The organism is Duncaniella dubosii (assembly GCF_004803915.1).
Classification (GTDB): domain Bacteria; phylum Bacteroidota; class Bacteroidia; order Bacteroidales; family Muribaculaceae; genus Duncaniella; species Duncaniella dubosii.
This window is the reverse complement of record NZ_CP039396.1, coordinates 1,976,510-1,997,776: the sequence shown is the minus strand read 5'-3', so window position 1 is coordinate 1,997,776 and position 21,267 is coordinate 1,976,510. Positions and strand designations below refer to the sequence as shown.

The window sequence follows — 21,267 nt, the reverse complement described above, 5'->3', positions numbered from 1 at the left end:
ATCAGGAGACCATGGAAAACGACATGGTCTCCTGATGTTTTTTATATTATTGCTGTCCGGCAAAATAAATATAGTAGACTGGACAATTCTACCTACGCTTGCGAAGCTCCTTGACAGAGCCTTCTTTCATCTCCGGGAGATGCCATCCATAGCGCAATGCGCCCCAACGGAGGACAAGGATCGTAATCACGCACAAAGCTTCCTGAACCCATACTGGAGAACCTGCCTCGGCGAAGATCCAATAGACACCACCTCCTGCAAGACATGCCGTGGCATAGATATCCTTACGGAAAAACAATGGCTCTTCATTAATGAGCACATCGCGCAGGATACCTCCGAAAGAACCTGTTATCATGCCCATAATCATAGCGACCCACATCGGGTAGCCTTCGGCAAGGGTCTTTTCAATACCTGTTATGACGAACAGCGTCAGACCGACGGCATCAAACATGAAAAGAGACTTCGAATCCGATGTGAGAATCCTCGTGAAAGCTGCCACAATCAGAAATGACACGCCGGTCACGGCAAGATAGAGCCATGTCTGCATCCAGAACACAGGAATATCAAGCAGTATGTCGCGCAGCGTACCGCCCCCGATTGCTGTTATCACTCCGATTGTATAAGCACCGAACCAGTCGAAATGCTTTTTGGCTGCGAGACGCACGCCACTGACACCGAAAGCCAGTGTCCCTAAAATTTCAATTATAAAAATAAAAGTCGATTCAACCATTCTTCTGATAGTAACGACACACGGAGGTCAGACCGCAGTTAAGGCAATCAGGACGGCGAGCCTTGCAGACATACCGTCCATGAAGTATCAGCCAGTGATGGGCCTTAGGAATAAGACCTTCAGGGATATGCTTCACAAGAGCCTTTTCAGTCGCAAGGGGAGTCTTGCTGTTTGTGGTCAGACCTATGCGCTCGCTCACACGGAACACGTGCGTATCCACCGCCATTGTAGCCTTATTATAGACAACCGACATGATTACATTTGCCGTCTTGCGCCCTACACCCGGCAGACTCGTCAAAGAATCAAGGTCGGAAGGAACCTCTCCTCCGAAGTCCTCGACGAGCTTCTTTGCCATTCCACTCAGTGAACGGCTCTTGTTGTTAGGATAAGAGCAACTCTTGATATACCCGAATATCTCTTCGACCGAGGCTGCAGCAAGAGCCTGCGGAGTCGGATATGCCTCAAAAAGCGGTGGGGTTATGAGATTTACCCTCTTATCAGTGCATTGCGCCGATAAAATCACGGCGACAAGCAACTGATAGGGGTTCTCATAATGCAGTTCGGTTTCAGCGACAGGCATAGACGCAGAAAACCATTCAATCACGCGAGCGTAGCGTTCCTTAACGGTCACGGTTATTTCCCTTTCTTAAAGAGTTTAACGGAGAGATAAATCAGAGGAGAGACAAGCCGTATCAAATCAATGTGCTGCCTCAAACTGACGTAGGAAACGGACATCGTTTTCGGAGAACATGCGAAGATCCTTGACCTGATACTTCAGGTTGGTTATACGCTCCACGCCCATACCGAGAGCGAATCCGGTGTATTCCTTTGAATCTATGCCACATGCTTCAAGCACATTTGGATCGACCATTCCGCAACCGAGGATCTCGACCCAGCCGGTGTGCTTGCAGAAAGAACATCCCTTGCCTCCGCAGAGATTACATGAGATATCCATCTCGGCCGAAGGCTCGGTAAAGGGGAAATAGCTCGGGCGAAGACGGATTTTAGTCTCTGGGCCAAACATTTCCTGTGCGAAATAGAGAAGTGTCTGACGCAGGTCGGCAAACGATACATTCTTGTCGACATAAAGAGCCTCGACCTGATGGAAGAAGCAGTGGGCACGCGCAGAGATAGCTTCATTACGGTAGACACGTCCCGGACAGATGATGCGAATCGGTGGCTGAGTCTTCTCCATTACGCGGCTCTGCACCGACGAAGTGTGGGTGCGCAGCAACACATCGGGATTGCGCTGGATAAAGAAAGTGTCCTGCATGTCACGTGCGGGATGATCCTCTGCAAAATTGAGCGAGGAGAACACGTGCCAGTCATCTTCAATCTCAGGACCTTCGGCTATGGTGAAACCGAGTCGCGAGAATATCGAGATTATTTCATTCTTTACAAGCGAAAGCGGATGGCGTGTGCCAAGCGGCATCGGAGCGGCCGTGCGTGAAAGATCCAGATCCGAAGCACCTGCATCGACACTCTCAAGCGATTCGCGGAGAGCAGCGAGCTTTTCAGTGGCAAGTGCCTTCAGTTCATTTAATTTCTGTCCAAGCTCACGCTTCTGTTCGGGAGCAACCGAACGGAAATCAGTCATAAGTTCGGAAATCGCGCCTTTCTTGCTCAGATACTTGATGCGGAGCGTTTCTACATCCTGTGGCGTCTTTGCTACAAGAGCCTCTATTTCAGCTTTAAGCTGATTTATCTTGTCTATCATTTCTGATTAGTTTTATTCTGTAAACGATTGGTCTGTTATATTCTGCAAAATTAGTGATTTTCATTGAAAACTACTCCCGGCAACCTGTCGAAAAAACATGTCGCCACAGTTCATGACATCACTTTCTGGATGATTGAAGCTCCTCGGCAAAACGGTTAGGAAAAGTCAGATGCTGTCGCGGACGAGTCATTGCGTATATCACAAGCCCTATGCCAAGAAGAATAAACGGCACACTCAGCAACTGCCCCATGTTGAGCGTCATTGTCTGCTCAAATTCAACCTGAGGATTCTTTATGAACTCTATAAGGAAGCGTGGCAGGAATATACCAATGAGGAACACACCGAATATCAACCCGGGGCGCTCTTCTGCATTTTTCTTCCAATACATCCACATAAGCAATCCGAAAAGTGCAAAATAGCACAACGCTTCATAAATCTGCGTCGGGTGACACGCCTGCCCCATATAGATATGACGCCACTCGGCGGAACGGATAAACATGAATCCCCACGGAAGGTCGGTAGCATGGCCGAATATCTCTGAATTCATAAGGTTGCCGAGACGTATCAGACCGCCGACAAGCGCGATAGGAATAACGAGCCTGTCGAAAGCCCAGAGAGGGTTGCGTTTGGTAGTAAAAATCGAATAAAGAATTACACACAGGATGATTCCTATCGTTCCACCATGACTTGCAAGACCGCCTTCCCAGACATAAAGAATCGTAATCGGATCCTGCTTATAGAGATCCCACTGGTAGAAAAACACATGCCCGAGACGAGCGCCGATGATAGTGCCGGCAATGGTCCACAGCAACAACATGCTGAGCCAACGCTCAGGTACACCCTCGTGCCTGTAGATACGTGATTCTATCTCATAGCCGACAAGAAATCCGACCATGAAAGCAAGACTATACCATCGGAGACCGAAATTGCCGATATGAAAGAGAAACGGATCTGCGTTCCACGTAATAAAATCTAACATTTTACGTAATTTGCGTTTATAACGTATTTAAAATTCTTGCAAAATTACGCAGATTCACCCTGCAAACCAACCCGACAGGGAGTTTTCACATAAATTAACTCCGTCAGTCCGAACCTTTTTGTTGCTGTATTCCACCGGCTGATTCCATTTTATGTCTTTTTATAATAGAGATAAGGCCGTTGTGGCGGTCGGCATGACGCGAAAAGAAGCTGTCGGCGGTAAACAGCCTGACAATCCCGAATGAAACCGAAGCCGTAACGACAAGCGGAAAAAAATAGGAATATGCAGCCCCCATCTCGCACGTAAGAAATATGGCCATCAACGGAGCGCGTATAGCTCCCGCCATGACACCGGCCATTGCATAAAATGCAAATTCACCGACCGGCAGATGAAGACCGAAGACCTCATTTAAAAGTGCTGCAAAGAAGAAACCGACAATACATCCTGCAAACAATGACGGAGCAAAATTTCCGCTCACACCTCCGCCATTGTTTGTTGCAGAGGTTGCGACACACTTGGCCAAGGCTATGCCACCCGCCACAAATATCAGCAACCACATGCCGCCGGAATGTCCGAAGAAAATGCTGTCGTTCAGAATTGTCGAGAAATTGTCGTTTATGATTTTTCCGACAGTCCCATATCCTTCTCCATAGAGCGGCGGGAAGAGAAAGACAAGAGCTGAAATCATCACACCGCCAATGAGATTTTTTATCCATGAATTGCCGACACAACGAAGAAGCTTGGCAACTTTCTTTATCATATAACTATAATAAAGTGAATAAAAACCGCAAAATATGCCAAGCAGAATGACGTATGGAAGCGTATCTATGTCAAATCCGGCGTGATGGCTGAATGGTATGTCGACTGTGCATCCCGACAGAAGATATGCGGTCATGGCTGCTGTGATAGAGGTCACCAGCAACACCAAGACAGAGAAAGTCGACATCGGCATTCTCAGAACCTCAAGTGTAAACAGCGCACCGCCAAGTGGCGATTTGAATATACCGGCGATACCTGCTCCTGCCCCGCATCCCAGCATAATCATCATCATCTGCGGACTAAGCCGGAAGAGGCGTGCGACATTGCTACCGACAGCTGCACCGGTGTAGGCTATCGGCCCCTCAGATCCGGCCGAACCACCAAAACCAAGAGTAATCGTACTGGCCAGAATCGGAGAATAAACTATATAACTCTTAAGAGCATACATTTTATTTTTAAGGTCATGTATCAGTCGAGACGTACCGTCTGACAAATCAGCCTTTACTACATACCGACAGAATATTCCGGTCAAGACAATACCAGCGACAGGTATCAGCAATAGGACATAATTGCCTGACCCAATCCGAAAATGCGAAGTCAGGATATGCGAGACCCAAGAAATAAGTCGCTTCAACACAAACGCACCGCAGCCCGACAGTAATCCTACCGCCGTTGCAAGAAGAAAAACAAAAGTCTTTTCAGACAGATGTTTCTCACGCCAGTCCAAAATTTTTATCAAAAGACTATGACCGGTCAACATAATGTGTTACGTTTGCTTTACAATATTTAATCATTATAACACATTTTTCCTATCTTTAGTTTTTAGTGGCTGTGCTGACTAAACAATGTTAACCAACCTTTGATGAACGACGGTCAATCCAATTATAGTTTGTCGACATTTGTTACGAACCGACTCTTAAAAATCTCTGCAATATCTGAAACAAGTCATTTCTTTTTGTACCTTTGTCCCGGAAACCAAACATAACTGACGACTTATGGAAACCGAAACATGGTGGACCGCCCCCACCGAAAGCGAATCAGGGAGACTGATTCTCGTGACAGGGCGAAAGGATGTCGAGAAATTCCGTTCGAATCCCAGATTCAATATCCGTGTGGAAGTTACATGGAAATATGAAGGCGATGCCAAAGGTATGCCCGACAAGGAAACATCGACACTGATGGAAGAGGTGCAGGAGGCATTGACGACGGCTTTTAGAAAAGATCCTGTAGCTGTGCTCACCGGCATTTTTACGGGCGACAATCAGCGCGACTGGATTTTCTATACGCTCAGCACACATATCTTCGGGCGCAAACTCAACGAAGCTCTCGAATCATTCCCGCTTCTACCAATCAGCATCTATACTGAAAATGATCCTGAATGGAGCGAATATGACGAAATGTCGGAAGCAGAAATCAAACTTGACTAATCTTTATCCAAGCGTCACAATACGCGAATGGCCTGAATGACTGCCTATATGCCATTCAGGCCATTCGCGTATTGTGTCATCTCATGCTCTATTCAATGGGCCACGTTTTCAATACGTTTGGTTTCAGCCTCCATAATGCGTTTCAACGGATTAGCAGACATCCCGAAGTTCTCAAGAGTTCCGACTGACTTACGTATGCGGGGCATAAAATCGTCGACCAGCTCATTCTCGACAAGAAAATCAAACGTCTCACCGACAAATTTATGAATCTGCACATAGAGCCGTTCCCTCAGCCAGCTATCCTTGCCAATCGACAGCAAAGCGGTCATCGTGTGCACCATAAGATCGGCCACAGCCTCGCTGCCCGGTTCAAAGACCTTGAATTTCTTTATCGTGGCACGCAATTTAGCTATACGCGGATTGTAGGCACGCCTTGTGTAGCGGGTAGCTTCCTTGGTCAGTTGTGCGCGGTAGGCCTCTGCCTTCCTTTCGATATCCGGCTCAGCAAAGAAGTCAAGTAACTCGCGGGCCTCCTTGCTTTTGGTATATACATCAATAAGAAGCTCCCGGAGTTCAGGAGCTTCAAAATCTTTTATAGCCTTGCGGAGAGTCGTCTTAGACATTGATATGCAATTATTTTTTATAACTCTTTATACCCTTTTCGAGGAACGCCGAGAAGCGGGCCACATTCTCATCGTATGTGTAAGGGCCTGAAAGCAACTCACCGTCGTCATTGAGTATCACATAATAAGGCTGGGCATTTGCATTGAATTTGTAGCGCTGCAGATAGCTCCAACGGTCACCGTAGGTGTAGAGAGTCATATCCTTTCCATATTCTTTAACGGTAATCGGTTCGGGAAGGTTCTTTTTCTCGTCGACCATAAGCTTGATGACAGTAAAGTTGTCTTCAATCATAGCCTTGACATTAGGCTCGTCGAGGACAGCGCCTTCCATCTTACGGCAGTTGACACATCCGAAACCTGAGAAGTCGACAAGCACCGGCTTGCCTGCCTCACGTGCCACCTTCATACCCTCCTCGAAGTCGTCATACTCCTTGAATCCGTCACCGTAAAGGTTGAAATCCTGAGTGAACAGCGGTGGAACAAACGCGCTCACACCCTTGAGAGGTGCACCCCAGAGTCCGGGGATAAGGTAGATGGTGAATGAGAATGAGCAGAGAGCAAGGAAGAAACGGAAAACACCGATAGAGCTGTCGGCCTTGCCGTAATGAGCGAAATTGAACTGACCGAGAAGATAGAGACCGAGAAGTGCGAACATAACAATCCAGAGAGCAAGGAATGCCTCGCGGTCAAGAATGTGCCAGCCGTATGCGAGGTCAGCGACAGAGAGGAACTTGAGCGAGAGGGCAAGTTCGACGAAACCGAGCACCACTTTGAGAGTATTCATCCAGCCACCTGAACTGGGGGCAGCCTGAAGCATGGTAGGGAACATGGCGAAAAGCATGAACGGAAGCGCGAGGGCTGTCGAGAAACCGAGCATACCTATGGCCGGCCCCCAGAGATCGCCCTGAGATGCCGCCTCGACGAGAAGCGTTCCGATGATAGGGCCTGTGCAGGAGAACGACACGAGGGTCAGCGTAAATGCCATGAAGAATATGGAGAGCAGACCGGTCGTCTTTTCAGCTGTCGCATCCATCTTGTTGGACCACGATGACGGAAGCTTGATTTCAAAAGCTCCGAAGAAGCTGATGGCAAACACCACAAGCAGCAGGAAGAAGATTATATTACAAACTGCCGATGTCGAGAGAGCATTAAGCGAGCTTGCTCCGAAAATACCGGTGATGAGCAGACCGAGAGCCACATAGATGACAATGATTGAAAGACCGTATGTGCAGGCATCCATAATGCTCTTGCTGCGGTCCTTGCCTTTCTTCAGGAAGAAGCTGACGGTCATCGGAATCATCGGCCATACACACGGAGTGAACAACGCAACGAGACCGCCAAGGAAACAGGTGAAAAATATGTACCACAGCGAGGTTGTCGAAAAATCCTCGGCATTCTCGGCATCCTTAAACGATACGGGAGCCCAAAGGTCGGCGCCCTTGCTGTCAGGAGCTGAAGAAACAAGTGTGTCAGAAACAGCAGCGAGTGAATCGGAAGCTGCCTCCACGGATTCGGCTACGGCATCGAGCACAGCAGCAACTTCCTCTTTTTCTGCAGGAAGTTCGGCTACGGCCTTCGGTTCGTCTTTCTTGGGCACGGCTTTTATGGTAGCCTTGCCTGAAAGATTGAAATTCGAACGTGAAGGAGGAATACAGTTTTCATCGTTACATGCCGAACATACAACCATCACATCAATATTGAATTCCGGCTGTGTGGCCTTGAACTTCTGCGTGATTGTCACACCCTGTGTCCACCATGAAAGTTCTGCCCCGAACATATCGTCATATTGCTTATGCGAAGGCTTGTTAGGGATAGGCTTTCCCTCAAGAGTGACTCCGTTTAATTTAGGATAGGTAATCTCAAGAATCTGAGGTCCGGCATCCGGATCGCAGTCAAGCGAATACATGTGCCAACCGCTGCTGATAGTAGCCGTAAGCACAACCTGACCCTCGTCGTTGCCGGTCATGTCTATTTTAGCATCCCATTTGACAGGGGTCATTATCTGTCCCAGCGCCATGTTGCACAAAAGCGCCACCAGAAGAGAAAAGGTTAAAGCAAGCTTTCTCATGTGAAAAATTTTTGCAAGTTTTCGAAATTGTGTGATTGGTTGATTGGGGTTAACTTTCGAAGTGCAAATTTACAAATATTTCCGTAATTAGTCCGGCAATTGTTTACTGAAACGTAAAATGTCACAGTATTGTAAATATTTCAGGTACTATTTTATCATTTTTTTGCCGATACAATCCGTGAGGTTGCCTATGCCATTGTTATTTACTACATTTGTCATTCAATGATTCGGTAAAATTTGAGGTTGTTCAGCCTTGGCTAAGCCGCTAACTGAGCCAACCGATGATTTATTTTCTGAATTATTTTGAGATGCGGAGATTTTCCGCAAGTCGAAATAATTGTTGAGGCGAGATAAGATTCAAACATAAGCCGTTTGAACTGCGCTACCGAAAGATCCGGATAATCACCTCTTTGCAGACATTGAGGGCAGTGAAGGAAAGATTGAACGCAAAGTCAAGCCACTCCCTGTCCCGGGTCTGCTGTGACTGAAGTCCGGTAAACTGCTTGGCATCGCGTATACCGAACTCAATCTGAAAGCGGGTGCGGTAGAAACCGATGATCTTTTCAGGCCTCATGTTGGTGTCGGTAGAGAAGTAAAGAAGAGGCTCTGCGTTTTCAACCGGACATACCACGATACGGATGTCGCGTTTCAATGCCCTCGAATGTATGACCGCCGTGTGACATCGTTTTTTGTTTCCTTTGGAATCCTCATATATGAATGAAGTGAACACGGACATATCAAGGTTGGAGAAATCCACTTTCTCTCCATACTTTTTCTTTCTGCCGCGTCTTCGCGGGGCGGAGGAATCCGGTATGGCCAGATACCTCAGATATGAGTTGGCACGTAATCTCCCGACAAATCGAAATCCCATGCCAATCACTTCATTTACAAACTCATATTTGGAGAAAAAGGCATCGGCAACCAGAATATCCGTCAGTGAGAGCATCTCTGTCGCCTTTGACCTGACAAGTGCCACATACCAGTCAAGCATTGACATTTGTTTCTCGGATTCAAGAGTCCTGAAGTTCGGTGACTGGACAGCACCGAGCATCACGCATGTATGTTTACTCAGACTTATTGCCCCGATCGCCATTATCTCCAGACCGCGTTTGACACGTTGTGCCACCCCTGACCAGAAACGGCCTATGCCATACGTCAGTCTGCCTGCTTTTGAAATGAACGACGGATCGATTGCCACTGCCATGTCATCGGCCGGCCCAAAACAATCCTGCGCCATACCTATGTTGACTTTCATCCAGTCTACGGATGTCTTGAAATTGGAGGCAAAGGTCTTGGCTGTACGACCGCCATAGCGCGACAGCCGGGTAAAATTGACTTTGCCCGGAATCAACGCTACAGTGCGTATTGTTAAAATCAGCCAGTTGAGGAACCTTTTGCTCATCTTGGTTGTAGTATTTTCAAATACCGACTTACACCGAAAGGTGAAGTCTTTGAGAATCGCCAATACGTTCATACGCTAAGTTTTTTATAATGAACGCTTTGGCGATTCATTTGTATTTGACAATTCGTTATATTAACTTAAGTTTCAACTACTTCTGTAATTTTTACCGAATCATTGTTGAATTCTATTCGCCATATTAACATCAGAAGCTTTCTCCAAATCTACCATACCACCATAAAATTTACGTACAGACTCCGGAGTGCCAATTGCCCACAAAAGCGAAGGGACAATCCACAAACACATGATAATTAATATTTGTCTCATACCCTCTTATCTGAATAATAATGAAAGTGTAATGCCAAATTCAAACATCTTCGACGTATCACCAACCAAACTACTATCCTTAAATATATTATAGTGCATTACATCAAAAGTAAAACCAACGGCAATAGAGTTCTGATAACTATATTTAAACATATAATGACTCGATATTCCCTTACCTAACATGTCGCTGGCAGACTCTTCCATATCCTTTCCTCCAAAATAAACAGGAATATTATATCTCAGACCACCGTCTATAATGAATCGTCCACTACTCTCTATACTCCCCAATATCAACATCGCTCCGCCTCCAAGCTGAACACGTTGAGTATTAACCGGAATATAATCCACTTCATTTTCCATCACTTTATATTGGGTAAGGTTGTAATAAGCCGCTCCATAAACACAATAATTCCAAAAACCGAGATTATCACTTATATAACCTGCTTTATCACCAACAATAATATTCGAAAATAAATTTCGACCATGCAGACTGATTGCCCCGTCATCACCGTATTCCTCATCCTCTGAAATATCGACAAATCGGTCACGATTCCAATCGTCAAAACCTTGGTAAGAATTAAGATTACCAAATTCAGAACTTGGAACGCCAAAACGCAAAGTAGCCTCTGAAAGCGGTTTATCCGTAATTTGGTTCAGTGTCATTGACAAGCCTTCCATTAGCACAAATGTCCAAGCATTTCCTGCTCCAAATTCTATTCGGTTATAAAAATTACGATGCGCAAAACCTTGAACAGTACCGACTACAATAAGCACAACGACAATTGTGATTTCAGATAAGATCTTTTTCATTTTTACTTATTATTTTAATTTAAACATTTGAATTTAGTTGAGTTTTTCTAAACCTGTTATCAACCATCCACTATTATTTCCTCTACGAACACATTCTTCTATGCGAAATGAATAGCCTGGCACTTCATTACGATGTATGACAACTTTAGCAATATCTTTTATCTTTACCATTCCAACTCTTGCCAATGTTAAAAACACGGACAACTCATCCAATTTATTCTGATTACCTCTATAGCCGAAAATATCTTGAGAATTAAGAGAAAAAATATCCTCTAACGCCATAAAGTTGATTTCGTGTTGAATAGGACTTATCACGTTGTATTCATCAAGATTAAATATACCAGATGAAAATAGCCCCTCCACACCAACGATAGCCCAGCGAATGCGTTGGGTATCAATCATCTGTTGCTGTAAACACATTGATAAATCAACTGAAAAGTCCAAAACTGTAGCTGACAGTTCAGCCATAGCAACAACTTTTTCCGAATTAAGCCTCATCTGTATGCCATCTGACAGCACGGTGGATATAAACCCCTTTATCATCTCAAAATCCATTTTTTCCGCACCATCACTTCCAAGCATACCATAATCAAACAACGACCATAAGTTTGACTCATTATTATCTGTTGAATCAGTCACAATATCAGGATGTAACTCTTTACCATTAAAACGCTGAACAAATTCGTCAACACTTTTTATTTGGGCGATAAAATCGCGTGTCATATATGAATCATCAGCATAAATACCAACTGATTCTACAAGAAACAGACTTATGAAGGTTATAAGACGTAGCATAATTACATATTTAGGTAGTATTATTCTGTTGAAACTACATAAATGTCACCTAACAATGCATTCCAGATTTTTTGTGTAGACCCGTCAGGCATAGGTATTTCAATAGCTTCTATGTATACTGATACTTTTTTTGTAGTTACATCTGAATATATAACCCGGCCATCACGATAGCCTACAAATTTCTGACAGAAATATGCCATACATTCATAATGATTTCCCACTTTATAGATATTATCAACTCTTACGACATCCACATCTGTAATTTCAATCTGCGTATAACTTTTGTTATGGCGCAAGTTATCAAGATAAAGTTTCATTCTCTTACGCCTCTTTTGAACCGTGTTCTTACTTGAAGTCTCCATTCTCACAGCAGCTTTAAACTGAGGAGTATTAGTTTCAGTATTAAAAATCTGATAATCATTACATTCTCCAATAAACAGTTTAATAGCCAGATTAAACGCATTATTCTTAACTTCCAAGCTTGTTGATTGTTTGTCAGCAAGCTGTCCTAAATAAAACTGGTATTCATCCACTTTGTCTTTAACGCGTCTCTGCAATGCCTCTTTTTCAGATTCTGTCAATATCTGATAAATTAGGTGTAAAGAGTATAAAAGATACAACTATCCACCATAAAATTACCAATCTTTTATCCATTGTCTATCAAATTGAATGTTATTATCTTGTCCGAACTTCATGGACGGTAATCAAAGAATTCTTTCCTTGTTCCTGCTTTACTACAATAGTTCGGTAAAATTTGCATATTCAATTGAATATCAATAAGATACAACAACAATTCAATATCGATGCAAACTATTGTGTATCAGTGCGATACAGCTATGCCTGCTCAAAAATTACCGAACTGTTGTTACTATATTAATCTGTGAGATATATGGCGACATCGTTATTCTTTTCAAAAAAACATCCGCATCTTCGTAGTCTACAACAGTTGCCATGTCACGACCTAAAGTAATGACTTTAGCACCATAATTAAAATGCTTTTCTAAAATAGAAGGAATAAGACATAAACGTTGCTCCCTACTTTTTGATTTGTCAAGAAGAGCGTTAATCTCAGCAATCAGGTTATAGTCATCATCGTTTACTCGTTTCCTTACACTACCGTCATGCGACTTCTTATCATTATTTCCATCTCCGGAAATAGAAGTTGTTTTTATTTCTGCGTATGGGTGCATTCGATATTTCTGTCCTTCGAAAATAATCTCCTCTTCACTAACACGCCTTCCAACTTCCTCACATAACGATTTCCAATCCGCACCAACCTTTCCACGACCAATATCGTCTATTACATTAAGCAGGTTCGCTGCAAACCAGCTCCCAGTATTTCCAGCAAATGAATATTCTCCTGGCCGGCTACTCGTAAACTGTATCACACCCTTAAAATCCGTAAACAGATTTTTGTACCTTGATTTATCGATACTCCCCTCACTTGTATATCCCTGTGATTGGGCTACTACACTTTTAATACTTATCCCTCGACTCTCACTGTTACAACATCCAGTTATTACAATTGTCAGTTGAGGATTTTTACTTTCTATAATATTTCTAATCAAAGTAGCCGGAACAAAATTTTCTTGATTTTGATGTCCGAGACACATCTGAGGAAAACTGTCCGTACTATTTACCGGACGGCCACCATGCCCGCCATAATAAAACAATACGACATCTTCAGGTGCAATCTCTAATCCATTTATCGCAGTGAGCAATTGTGTTTTCCCGCAATTATCTCCTGTATACTCCGATATCTCACTATCGAAACCGAAATCTTCCAGATATCCAGCAATCGTCTGAAACTCATTGTTTATCATGGCACATTCATACGCCATTCCTGAGCCGAGCTTTGTATCCTTCGTATCAAACATTGATACAAAGTGTACGGTCTGTCCATTAAGATTGATATATGACAACAGGCAAAGAAGGCTGACATAAAACATTCTATACATACTCATTTTTTTATAGCGTTATCAATAAAATAGTTACAAAACCGACTCATTTCTTTATGCTCCACGTAGTTATAGGAGCATATTTCTTCACTTTCACGTTCTATTTTCCAAGAAAAATCAGACAAAGAAACTATAACGCTCAATGATCCATACCCAATCTTATACATTTCAAATTCAACAGCTGGGATATTAGGAGATTGGACAATTATGCTATCACATGTATAATTACGATTATCAAACAATAGTAAATATTGTAATACTGTCAATTGTCCGGGATTTAGCTTTATCGAAGTAACTGAATCCCTAATAAATACATCCGTACCGTCAGAAGGCTTTAAAATATAACACATTACTGACTCCGGAGCCTTCAGCACAGTCATCAGACTATCGTTTAACGGAAATGAATCTGTCAACATCCATTCGGCTTCATAATAGCCAGTATTTCTACATTGTTATTACACCCACTAAAAAGTATTGCAGCTATCATTATTACCCCACATAACTGTAATAAACTACGTGTTTTCTTCCATTTTATATACATATTCCCAATTTAAATAAATCTTGTCTCCTCCCCTCACAAGATTCTGCACTGGTTATAAAATGAAAGACGTGGGAGTCTGTACCTGTCACTCGTCCCACTTTCAGAGGCTCTGGCATTGCCCATTTCGTCAAGGACGAGCAACGTCAGAGGCCCACGCCGATATGAAAATCAATGCTCACATAGTATTCTCATACTACACAAGCAGATATAATCATACCCGTAGACATCTACCGTTGCTTTGTCTTTTGACGAAATTAGAAACTGCCAGATTTCTGAAAGTCAAGAACAAAGCGTCATAGTAAACGCCTTCTAATTATGTAAAACCCACCACCCTTCAGTTCATGAAAGAACATTTCGGCGTGGATTCATCAACAAAAATAGAACATATTTTTTTATTTGCCAAATTTTTAAATCAGTTATTAAACAATTATATCATCATTACGAATTGTAAAAATTTCCGATGGTTTTACTTAGAATATTTCACATTTTGTAGTAATTTTGCAGTAAACATACAAAATACACCACAAGATGAACAACGATTTGGACTGGGGGAACCTTTCATTCGGTTACATCCCAACAGATTACAACGTGCGCTGCTACTTCCGCGACGGGAAGTGGGGTGAAATAGAAGTGTCGCAAAGCGAAGAAATCAATCTCCACATCGCCGCCACATGTCTGCACTATGGACAGGAAATTTTCGAAGGTCTGAAGGCTTTCCGTGGCAAAGACGGGAAGATCCGTGTATTCCGTCTCGAAGAGAACGCCCGCCGACTCCAAGAATCGGCCAAAGGCATCCTCATGGAGCCGCTGCCTGAAGAAAAATTCAAGGAAATGGTGTTGAAGGTTGTCAAGCTCAACGAACGTTTCGTACCTCCTTACGGTTCAGGCGCATCACTCTACATCCGCCCACTCGAACTCGGCATTTCAGCACAGGTCGGTGTGAAACCCGCTAACGAATATGTGTTCATGATACTTGTCACACCCGTAGGTCCGTATTTCAAGACCGGGTTCAAGCCAACCAACATCTGCATCATGCGCCAGTATGACCGCGTAGCCCCCAACGGCACAGGCTTGTGGAAGGTCGGAGGCAACTACGCAGCTTCGCTGACCGCCGGTGAACACGCCCATGAGCTTGGCTACTCCGCTGTGCTCTATCTCGATCCGAAAGAGAAAAAATATCTCGACGAATGCGGTCCGGCAAACTTTATGGCTATCAAGGATGGTGTCTACATCACTCCGGCGTCCAACTCAATCCTGCCGTCGATAACCAACAAGAGTCTCATGCAACTCGCAGAAGATATGGGAATAAAGGTCGAGCGCCGTCACATCACTGTCGACGAACTCAGCGAAATCGATGAAGCTGCCGCTGTCGGAACTGCCGCCGTCGCATCTCCAGTCGGTGAAATCCATGACCTCGACACCGGTGAAAAATACATCATTTCCAAGAACGGAGAGCCGGGGCCTATCACCACGAAGCTCTATGAAACGCTCAATGGAATCCGCCTCGGAGAAATCGAGGACACCCACGGATGGAACACCATCGTTGAATAATCACTGCCTCAAAGCATGAATTACCAAGACATCATTGACAAATACTATCCCGCAGGCTCACCCCTGCGGGATATTTATATGCGCCATTGCCGGTCAGTGGCCAATCTCGCCATCGAGATTGCCGACCGCAAGGCTTTGGAAACCGACAGAAACGAAATAGAAGAGGCGGCAATGCTTCACGACTTAGGAATTTTCCTTACCGACGCACCCGGGATAGAATGTCACGGGTCAGAGCCATATATCCTCCACGGAGTCATCGGTGCGCGCCTGCTGCGCGAAAACGGAATGCCTGAAAGAGACGCGCGCGTGGCCGAACGACACACAGGTGCAGGAATAGATAAAAACGAGATCATCGCACAGGGGCTTCCGCTTCCACCCGACGGCGACTTTATGCCGGCCACACAGCTCGAACGACTCATCTGCTATGCAGATAAATTTTATTCGAAAAGTGGCGATATGAAACGTAAGCCCATGGAAAAAGTGCTCGCCTCAATGAAACGCATTTCACATGGCAGCTTTGAAAGATTCTTAAATCTGAAAGAGGAATTCGAGTAATGCTGTTGCCGACACAGGCGGCTGAAAGCAAACCATCCGTTATCTGGCCTGACGCCTTACGGAATTTCTGAAATCAGTGTAATACTCGCTGTTTTTCATAGGCGAATCCTGATGGTTGAGATATTTCTCGCCAAAGGAAACAATCATAGCTCTCGCAGACGGATTGACCGCCGAACGACTCATCAACACGTCAAAGGCCGCCTGACGGTCAGCTGCCATGACGGCAGGGAAAATGGATAGATAGTCCACGAAATTCTGTTCCATAAACCGGACATCCGATACCTTCTCTTCATCGCTGAAATCAAGATTATCCCAAAAATGAATGGCAATGAATCCTGCCTTGTCCTCAGGTTCCGAGATGGTAGACGGAATGGATGGCAGCACCAAAGTCAAGACTTCTTCAACACTGTCCTCAACAAGCGGTGACTGTGCGCTGTCCTTCCCGGAACTCCCACAGCCAACCAGTCCCAAGAAGCCCGGAGCTAATGCAAGCAGAAAAATACAATGTCTCATATCACAAATAGTTGATGCGTAATATAATTAAAACGGATGTCGCAATCCATTTGTTTAGCAAGATATCCATTACCATGATAAAATAACTCCGCCGTTGTGACAACACATCCGGCGGAGTTATTTTATATGAAAGAATCAGTCTTTTCAGAAGGGATATTTTCCGGCATTAGCGCCTTCCATCAAAGCATCAATGAGATATGAGTTCTTGGCCGCACCGTTGTTACGGTTAATATCGCCACCTATCTCCCAATAGAAAGGAACGCATCCGTGGTTCTTGGCCGACTCCGTGATATATTTTGTCCATGACGCACGGCTGGCTTTCCATTTGTCGGAATCAAGTTCAGGGAAATCGGTAGTCGAACGGATTTCAACCGCATATTCACCGACAATCACCGGAATACCTTTTGACACGTAGGCATCCTGCATTTTCTTGAACTGTGAATCAACATAGGATTCCTCGCCCCATGTGCAGTTTCTGTCAGAGCCTGCAATATGATTTGCAGCTCCCCAGTAGAACTTTACCTTAGAACCGGCACCCCATTCACCGTCCTTACCCATCAGGGTAAAGTCAGACGGATCATAGAAATGCACCTCAACGAGCGAACGGCCTTCGACAGCATCTGACGGAAGCGAATATTCGGATGACACACCTTTATCTATATTTGTATAAGGTGTCTGATGAATCAGGCAACGCTTGGCGTTGTTTCCTCCAGTCGCGCGCACAGCGTCGACAAACGTCTGCTGATAAGCCTTTATCGCATTAATCGAAGAAGAGTTTACCGCGCCCTGATCCTGCTGACCCGGTTCGTTCATTCCGGCAAACAGAAGGTGCTCGTCATAGACATTGAGCTTGTTGGCTATCTGAGTCCAATAGTCACGCTGCTTTTTATCGACAGCCTCATCGTAGCCATTGACGCAGGAGGTTTCAAGCCAACCACCGTCCCAATGGATATTTACGATGGCATACATATCTTCAGCGACGATGTAGCCCACAACTTCGCTCACACGATCAAGCCATGCAGGGTCAATCGTGTTTGTTGCGGCATCGCTTACATGGCTGTCCCATGCACAGGGAACACGTACAGCATTGAAGCCAAGAGACTTCAACCCGCGGATGTATTCCTGATTGACAACGGGAGTGCCCCATGTACCTTCGCCGGACGGTGGCTCCATAGTGTTGCCGATATTTACGCCTGCATACATCTTTGCGGCAAGCTCAATGGCAGAACTGCTCATATCGGTGGAAATTTCAGCCTTTTCCTGCGAAACAGTGACAATCTGAGAAATCGCGGGGTCTGACACAAGCGAAATAACGATGTCGCCAGAACGTCCAGCCTCGCCGTTGTTGGCCGAATATCTGAATTCAACCGAGCATTCGTTCAGCGAACGCGAACCGACTATTGTCAACCATTGGGGAGCTTCGATATTCACCTCGCCGGTAGCTGCATAATTGACGGTAAAAGTACCGCCGTTAGGCGCAAGCACACCACCTTCGGAACTTATAGAAACAATTTCAACGGTCTCGGCACCATATTGCGTGACAGTCACGGTCTTGCTTTCGCTTCCGGCTGTCACGGTCAGAGAGCCGGTACGGACATCGTAGGCAGAATTCTCGTCACATGATATCACACAAGTGTAGATTGACGATGACACCGAGCGTTCGACCTCTCCGACATGAATCCAAGCGGCATCTGAACTGACCGAAGGGCGGACAGGCGATTTGATTGTCAGCGTCTGTGGCTGAGTGCCGGCAAGAGCCATAGCGGATTTGCTGACTACAAACTCACCTGACAAAAATTCAACCTTATTAGGATAGCCGTCATCATCATTGCATGATGTGGTGGCGAAACCGCACACCGACACCAGCAACATTGATGCAAAAATAGATTTAAGTATTTTCATTTTCAATCCGATAAATTTTACCATTCAATTGTCGAGAACAGACTGTGGAAAGTGAACTGAGCACGCATCGATTTCGAGAATCCAAGTTCGGTGATGGCATTCATGCCACTTATTACAACCGGATTACCAAAAGCACAGTCATTAGCCGTAGCACCATAAGTATTCCAGAGTTCAAGACGGTAACTGTCGCCATCCTGTGCATCTATTATCTTGGAAGCATCATAGCCCGTCACAAGATTTCCGTCAAGATAAAGAGCATCGAGAGTAGCATGGGTCTGCGGGAAATATTTATAGAGATTATCAACCTGAGCGAAAGTCATTATCGAACCTGCCGAATAGTCAACCGCAGGATTTTCAAGAGTAATGTCAAACGAGGGATGCTCAATCGCAAGCTTTGAATTCTCGTTGACAACAATGTTGAAGCTTTCACCCTGAGTATAGCTCCAGTCACCACCCCAATCGGGATTAATCGTAATCCATGTCGGTGTAAACTTAGGCTCTGTGACAATCACATAGTCAAATTCAAGCGTCGATGTAAAGTTGAAATTATCATCCTTATCACCCACGATAGGACTGAAAGGAGAAGTAACCATTCCGTTATCGGAACCTTTACCCCAGATGCTGAACAGTTCTATACGGAAATTACCGTTGTCCTCAATGTCACCATAGAAGAATTTGTTGGCATCAAATCTGATTGACTTGCCGTCGCAACGTATGTCCTTGATTGACATAATAGCGTTCGGGAAAGCCTTGCGCAGACCGACAACGTCAATAGTGAAGACCATAGCGCCATTACATGATCCGGAGTAAACCGATGTGTGAACACCGTCAAGGTCAGAGGCCATGAAATTACCGATTTCCGAGCCCCAAGTACCGTTCCAGTCAGCACCCACACAGAGAAGATTGACAGGGAAACCATATTTCTTGACCTGCGGAATCATATTGACCGATAGTGTGGCAGGTTCTGAATCGCGGAAGTAACCAAGCTGAAGCTTATCGTTGTCAAGCGCAAGAATCTTGATTGATGTCTTGCGGTTTTCAACCATAGGAGACACGAAATTATCTGGAGCGAGGAGATCGACATCTGCAGTAATGGTCTTATTGGCTTCATCAATAGTATAAGAACCTGTCACCTCATCACCGTTCTGATTTTTCACAATCACTTTTCCGTCGGCAGTGAAAGTCATGTAGCCTGTGCAATCACCGAAAGCCCAAGTATTGGACGCGTCGGCATCCCACAGCCATGAATCGCCTACGATAGGCTCGCTGTTTGACACCGTGCGCCATGAATCGTCAGTGCCATAGAACCATACAGGACCGTTGAACACAGAACTTTTACCGTCGTTATAGTCGATTTCCCATGTTTTGCAAAGAAGCTCCTTGTTGAAAACAGCATTGCGGGCAGTAGAAACCGGACGCACTGAAAGAGCTTCATAAACAGGGGGCGAAGTGCGGCTTGAGCCCGCTGCATCAAAACGGAAAGACACTGCAAACCGGCTGTCAGACGGATTTATCGAGTGTTGCATATATACCAGTTACGCCATCCTCCGAAACGGTATTTATGGTGCGTGAGCCTGCTGCCGGGAGGAAAATCGAATTTCCATTAGGGCCGGTAAGCTTATAACCGCCCACACCGTCGACCTCAGCCCATTCCTTTGAGCAACGAGCAAACAATTCTTCAAAATCAGCTGCGGTCGGAAGAGTCACTGCCCCACTCCACGCACGATTGGCAACGTCAGAAGCAGTCTTGTAGATATCAGCCGAAGCGTAGTCGGCAGGGTTGATTGAATTGCTCACTCCTGAGACATCACCATAACCGAAACGTCCGCCGAACTCATTTTCAGCAGTAGCGCCGACGTTAAACTTAGCCCATTTCACCGAGAGGCCGAGATCAACAAGGTCATTGTCGATGTCAACGGCATATGATGAAGTGGTGAAAGGCTGGACATCACCATAGACTATACCGCTGCCAAGATCGGCGTAGGCTGCATAATAATAAGTGGTAGAAGGAACGAGACCTGCATAGGTAACTGTAAAATCCGATCCATTGACCTCAGCGGGAACAATCAGACCGGCACGTACATCCTCGGTTTCAGAACTTGGAGAAATAACCATACCGTAAGTAGCATTTGCCGGAGCGCCGCTGACACTACCGCCAAACGTAACCTTGGAGTGGGAAAGCTCGGAAGCAGCAACTGTCGTCACTTTTGTGTCGGTGGTAATCATGCTTTTCACTTCACCATAGAATGTCACTTTGCGCTGTAGAGTCACAAACGCCTGATAATAGACAGTCGTATTATCGGTGAGACCTGTTATTTCAGCAGTGATGACACCATCGGCAAGCGAACCGCTGACAGACTCTGTAAGAGCATCAGCCGAATAACCGTAGTTGAAGCCGACGGTATATGCCGAGGCCGACATGTTCTGAAGGCCGTCGACCGTTCCGTGTAGCGTAAGGGTGGTAGCTGTCGGATCGGCAGAACCTGTAACCACGGAATCCTCTGTGATAACCGGGGTTTCATTGATGAAATATTCATCATCGTCGTTACATGAGGAAAAAGTCAACCCCATGAACAGCGACATCATTAAAAATATCTTAGTCTTCATTACTGT

20 protein-coding genes are annotated in these 21,267 nt (G+C 45.1%); 3 read left to right on the top strand and 17 right to left on the bottom strand.

Features of this window, described 5'->3' with window-relative positions; all coding sequences use genetic code 11:
- Nucleotides 1–88 precede the first annotated feature (88 nt).
- The 5 genes from E7747_RS08710 to E7747_RS08690 form a co-directional block, all read right to left on the bottom strand.
- The gene (locus E7747_RS08710; protein WP_136415461.1) at nucleotides 89–730 is read right to left on the bottom strand and encodes a trimeric intracellular cation channel family protein; all 642 of its coding nucleotides are present in this window, start codon (nucleotides 728–730) and stop codon (nucleotides 89–91) included.
- Nucleotides 723–1,361: an endonuclease III gene (gene nth, locus E7747_RS08705; RefSeq protein WP_136415459.1), complete on the bottom strand. Its 639-nt coding sequence runs from the start codon at nucleotides 1,359–1,361 to the stop codon at nucleotides 723–725. The genes E7747_RS08710 and nth overlap by 8 nt, the downstream gene beginning before the upstream one ends.
- 66 nt (nucleotides 1,362–1,427) lie before the next feature.
- The gene (gene pheS / locus E7747_RS08700; RefSeq protein WP_136415457.1) at nucleotides 1,428–2,447 is read right to left on the bottom strand and encodes a phenylalanine--tRNA ligase subunit alpha; all 1,020 of its coding nucleotides are present in this window, start codon (nucleotides 2,445–2,447) and stop codon (nucleotides 1,428–1,430) included.
- A gap of 118 nt (nucleotides 2,448–2,565) precedes the next feature.
- Nucleotides 2,566–3,426, bottom strand: coding sequence for a prolipoprotein diacylglyceryl transferase (gene lgt / locus E7747_RS08695; protein ID WP_136415455.1), 861 nt, complete (start codon nucleotides 3,424–3,426; stop codon nucleotides 2,566–2,568).
- A 103-nt stretch (nucleotides 3,427–3,529) separates the two neighbouring features.
- Nucleotides 3,530–4,945 carry a chloride channel protein gene (locus E7747_RS08690; RefSeq protein ID WP_136415453.1) on the bottom strand — a complete coding sequence of 472 codons (1,416 nt, stop codon included), beginning with the start codon at nucleotides 4,943–4,945 and terminating at the stop codon, nucleotides 3,530–3,532.
- Nucleotides 4,946–5,180: 235 nt separating this feature from the next.
- Here E7747_RS08690 and E7747_RS08685 point away from each other — a divergent pair, with 235 nt between their 5' ends.
- Nucleotides 5,181–5,612: a DUF695 domain-containing protein gene (locus E7747_RS08685; protein ID WP_123614217.1), complete on the top strand. Its 432-nt coding sequence runs from the start codon at nucleotides 5,181–5,183 to the stop codon at nucleotides 5,610–5,612.
- A gap of 92 nt (nucleotides 5,613–5,704) precedes the next feature.
- Here the strand turns inward: E7747_RS08685 and E7747_RS08680 are convergent, their stop codons facing one another.
- The 8 genes from E7747_RS08680 to E7747_RS08645 all read right to left on the bottom strand — a co-directional run bounded on the left by E7747_RS08680 (nucleotide 5,705) and on the right by E7747_RS08645 (nucleotide 13,972).
- Nucleotides 5,705–6,235, bottom strand: a complete 531-nt coding sequence (locus E7747_RS08680) for a DUF6155 family protein (protein WP_136415451.1) — start codon at nucleotides 6,233–6,235, stop codon at nucleotides 5,705–5,707.
- A 10-nt stretch (nucleotides 6,236–6,245) separates the two neighbouring features.
- Entirely contained in the window at nucleotides 6,246–8,303 is a 2,058-nt protein-coding gene (locus E7747_RS08675) for a protein-disulfide reductase DsbD family protein (protein WP_136415449.1), read from the bottom strand.
- A gap of 382 nt (nucleotides 8,304–8,685) precedes the next feature.
- Complete coding sequence (locus tag E7747_RS08670; RefSeq protein WP_136415447.1) at nucleotides 8,686–9,777, bottom strand: transposase; 1,092 nt, start codon at nucleotides 9,775–9,777, stop codon at nucleotides 8,686–8,688.
- A 258-nt stretch (nucleotides 9,778–10,035) separates the two neighbouring features.
- Nucleotides 10,036–10,839 (bottom strand): hypothetical protein, encoded by an 804-nt coding sequence (locus E7747_RS08665; RefSeq protein ID WP_136415445.1) that lies wholly within the window; start codon nucleotides 10,837–10,839, stop codon nucleotides 10,036–10,038.
- A gap of 33 nt (nucleotides 10,840–10,872) precedes the next feature.
- Nucleotides 10,873–11,634 (bottom strand): hypothetical protein, encoded by a 762-nt coding sequence (locus E7747_RS08660; RefSeq protein WP_136415443.1) that lies wholly within the window; start codon nucleotides 11,632–11,634, stop codon nucleotides 10,873–10,875.
- 20 nt (nucleotides 11,635–11,654) lie between these two features.
- A complete protein-coding gene (locus E7747_RS08655; RefSeq protein WP_136415441.1) occupies nucleotides 11,655–12,215 on the bottom strand; it encodes a hypothetical protein in 561 nt (186 codons plus the stop codon).
- 270 nt (nucleotides 12,216–12,485) lie between these two features.
- The gene (locus E7747_RS08650; RefSeq protein WP_168185293.1) at nucleotides 12,486–13,511 is read right to left on the bottom strand and encodes a caspase family protein; all 1,026 of its coding nucleotides are present in this window, start codon (nucleotides 13,509–13,511) and stop codon (nucleotides 12,486–12,488) included.
- An 83-nt stretch (nucleotides 13,512–13,594) separates the two neighbouring features.
- Nucleotides 13,595–13,972, bottom strand: a complete 378-nt coding sequence (locus E7747_RS08645; protein WP_136415437.1) for a hypothetical protein — start codon at nucleotides 13,970–13,972, stop codon at nucleotides 13,595–13,597.
- A 689-nt stretch (nucleotides 13,973–14,661) separates the two neighbouring features.
- Between E7747_RS08645 and E7747_RS08640 the strand changes: the two genes are divergently transcribed.
- Together E7747_RS08640 and E7747_RS08635 are read left to right on the top strand one after the other, a co-directional pair.
- Nucleotides 14,662–15,684 carry a branched-chain amino acid aminotransferase gene (locus E7747_RS08640; RefSeq protein ID WP_136415435.1) on the top strand — a complete coding sequence of 341 codons (1,023 nt, stop codon included), beginning with the start codon at nucleotides 14,662–14,664 and terminating at the stop codon, nucleotides 15,682–15,684.
- A gap of 15 nt (nucleotides 15,685–15,699) precedes the next feature.
- Nucleotides 15,700–16,239 (top strand): HD domain-containing protein, encoded by a 540-nt coding sequence (locus tag E7747_RS08635; protein WP_136415433.1) that lies wholly within the window; start codon nucleotides 15,700–15,702, stop codon nucleotides 16,237–16,239.
- A gap of 39 nt (nucleotides 16,240–16,278) precedes the next feature.
- On the opposite strand, the gene E7747_RS08630 is transcribed toward E7747_RS08635, so the two are convergent.
- The 4 genes from E7747_RS08630 to E7747_RS08615 all read right to left on the bottom strand — a co-directional run bounded on the left by E7747_RS08630 (nucleotide 16,279) and on the right by E7747_RS08615 (nucleotide 21,261).
- Entirely contained in the window at nucleotides 16,279–16,752 is a 474-nt protein-coding gene (locus E7747_RS08630; protein WP_136415431.1) for a DUF5106 domain-containing protein, read from the bottom strand.
- Between the two features lie 144 nt (nucleotides 16,753–16,896).
- Complete coding sequence (locus tag E7747_RS08625) at nucleotides 16,897–18,654, bottom strand: cellulase family glycosylhydrolase (protein WP_168185292.1); 1,758 nt, start codon at nucleotides 18,652–18,654, stop codon at nucleotides 16,897–16,899.
- Between the two features lie 17 nt (nucleotides 18,655–18,671).
- Nucleotides 18,672–20,180 carry a hypothetical protein gene (locus E7747_RS08620; protein ID WP_136415427.1) on the bottom strand — a complete coding sequence of 503 codons (1,509 nt, stop codon included), beginning with the start codon at nucleotides 20,178–20,180 and terminating at the stop codon, nucleotides 18,672–18,674.
- Nucleotides 20,155–21,261: a hypothetical protein gene (locus E7747_RS08615; RefSeq protein WP_136415425.1), complete on the bottom strand. Its 1,107-nt coding sequence runs from the start codon at nucleotides 21,259–21,261 to the stop codon at nucleotides 20,155–20,157. The genes E7747_RS08620 and E7747_RS08615 overlap by 26 nt, the downstream gene beginning before the upstream one ends.
- Nucleotides 21,262–21,267 lie beyond the last annotated feature (6 nt).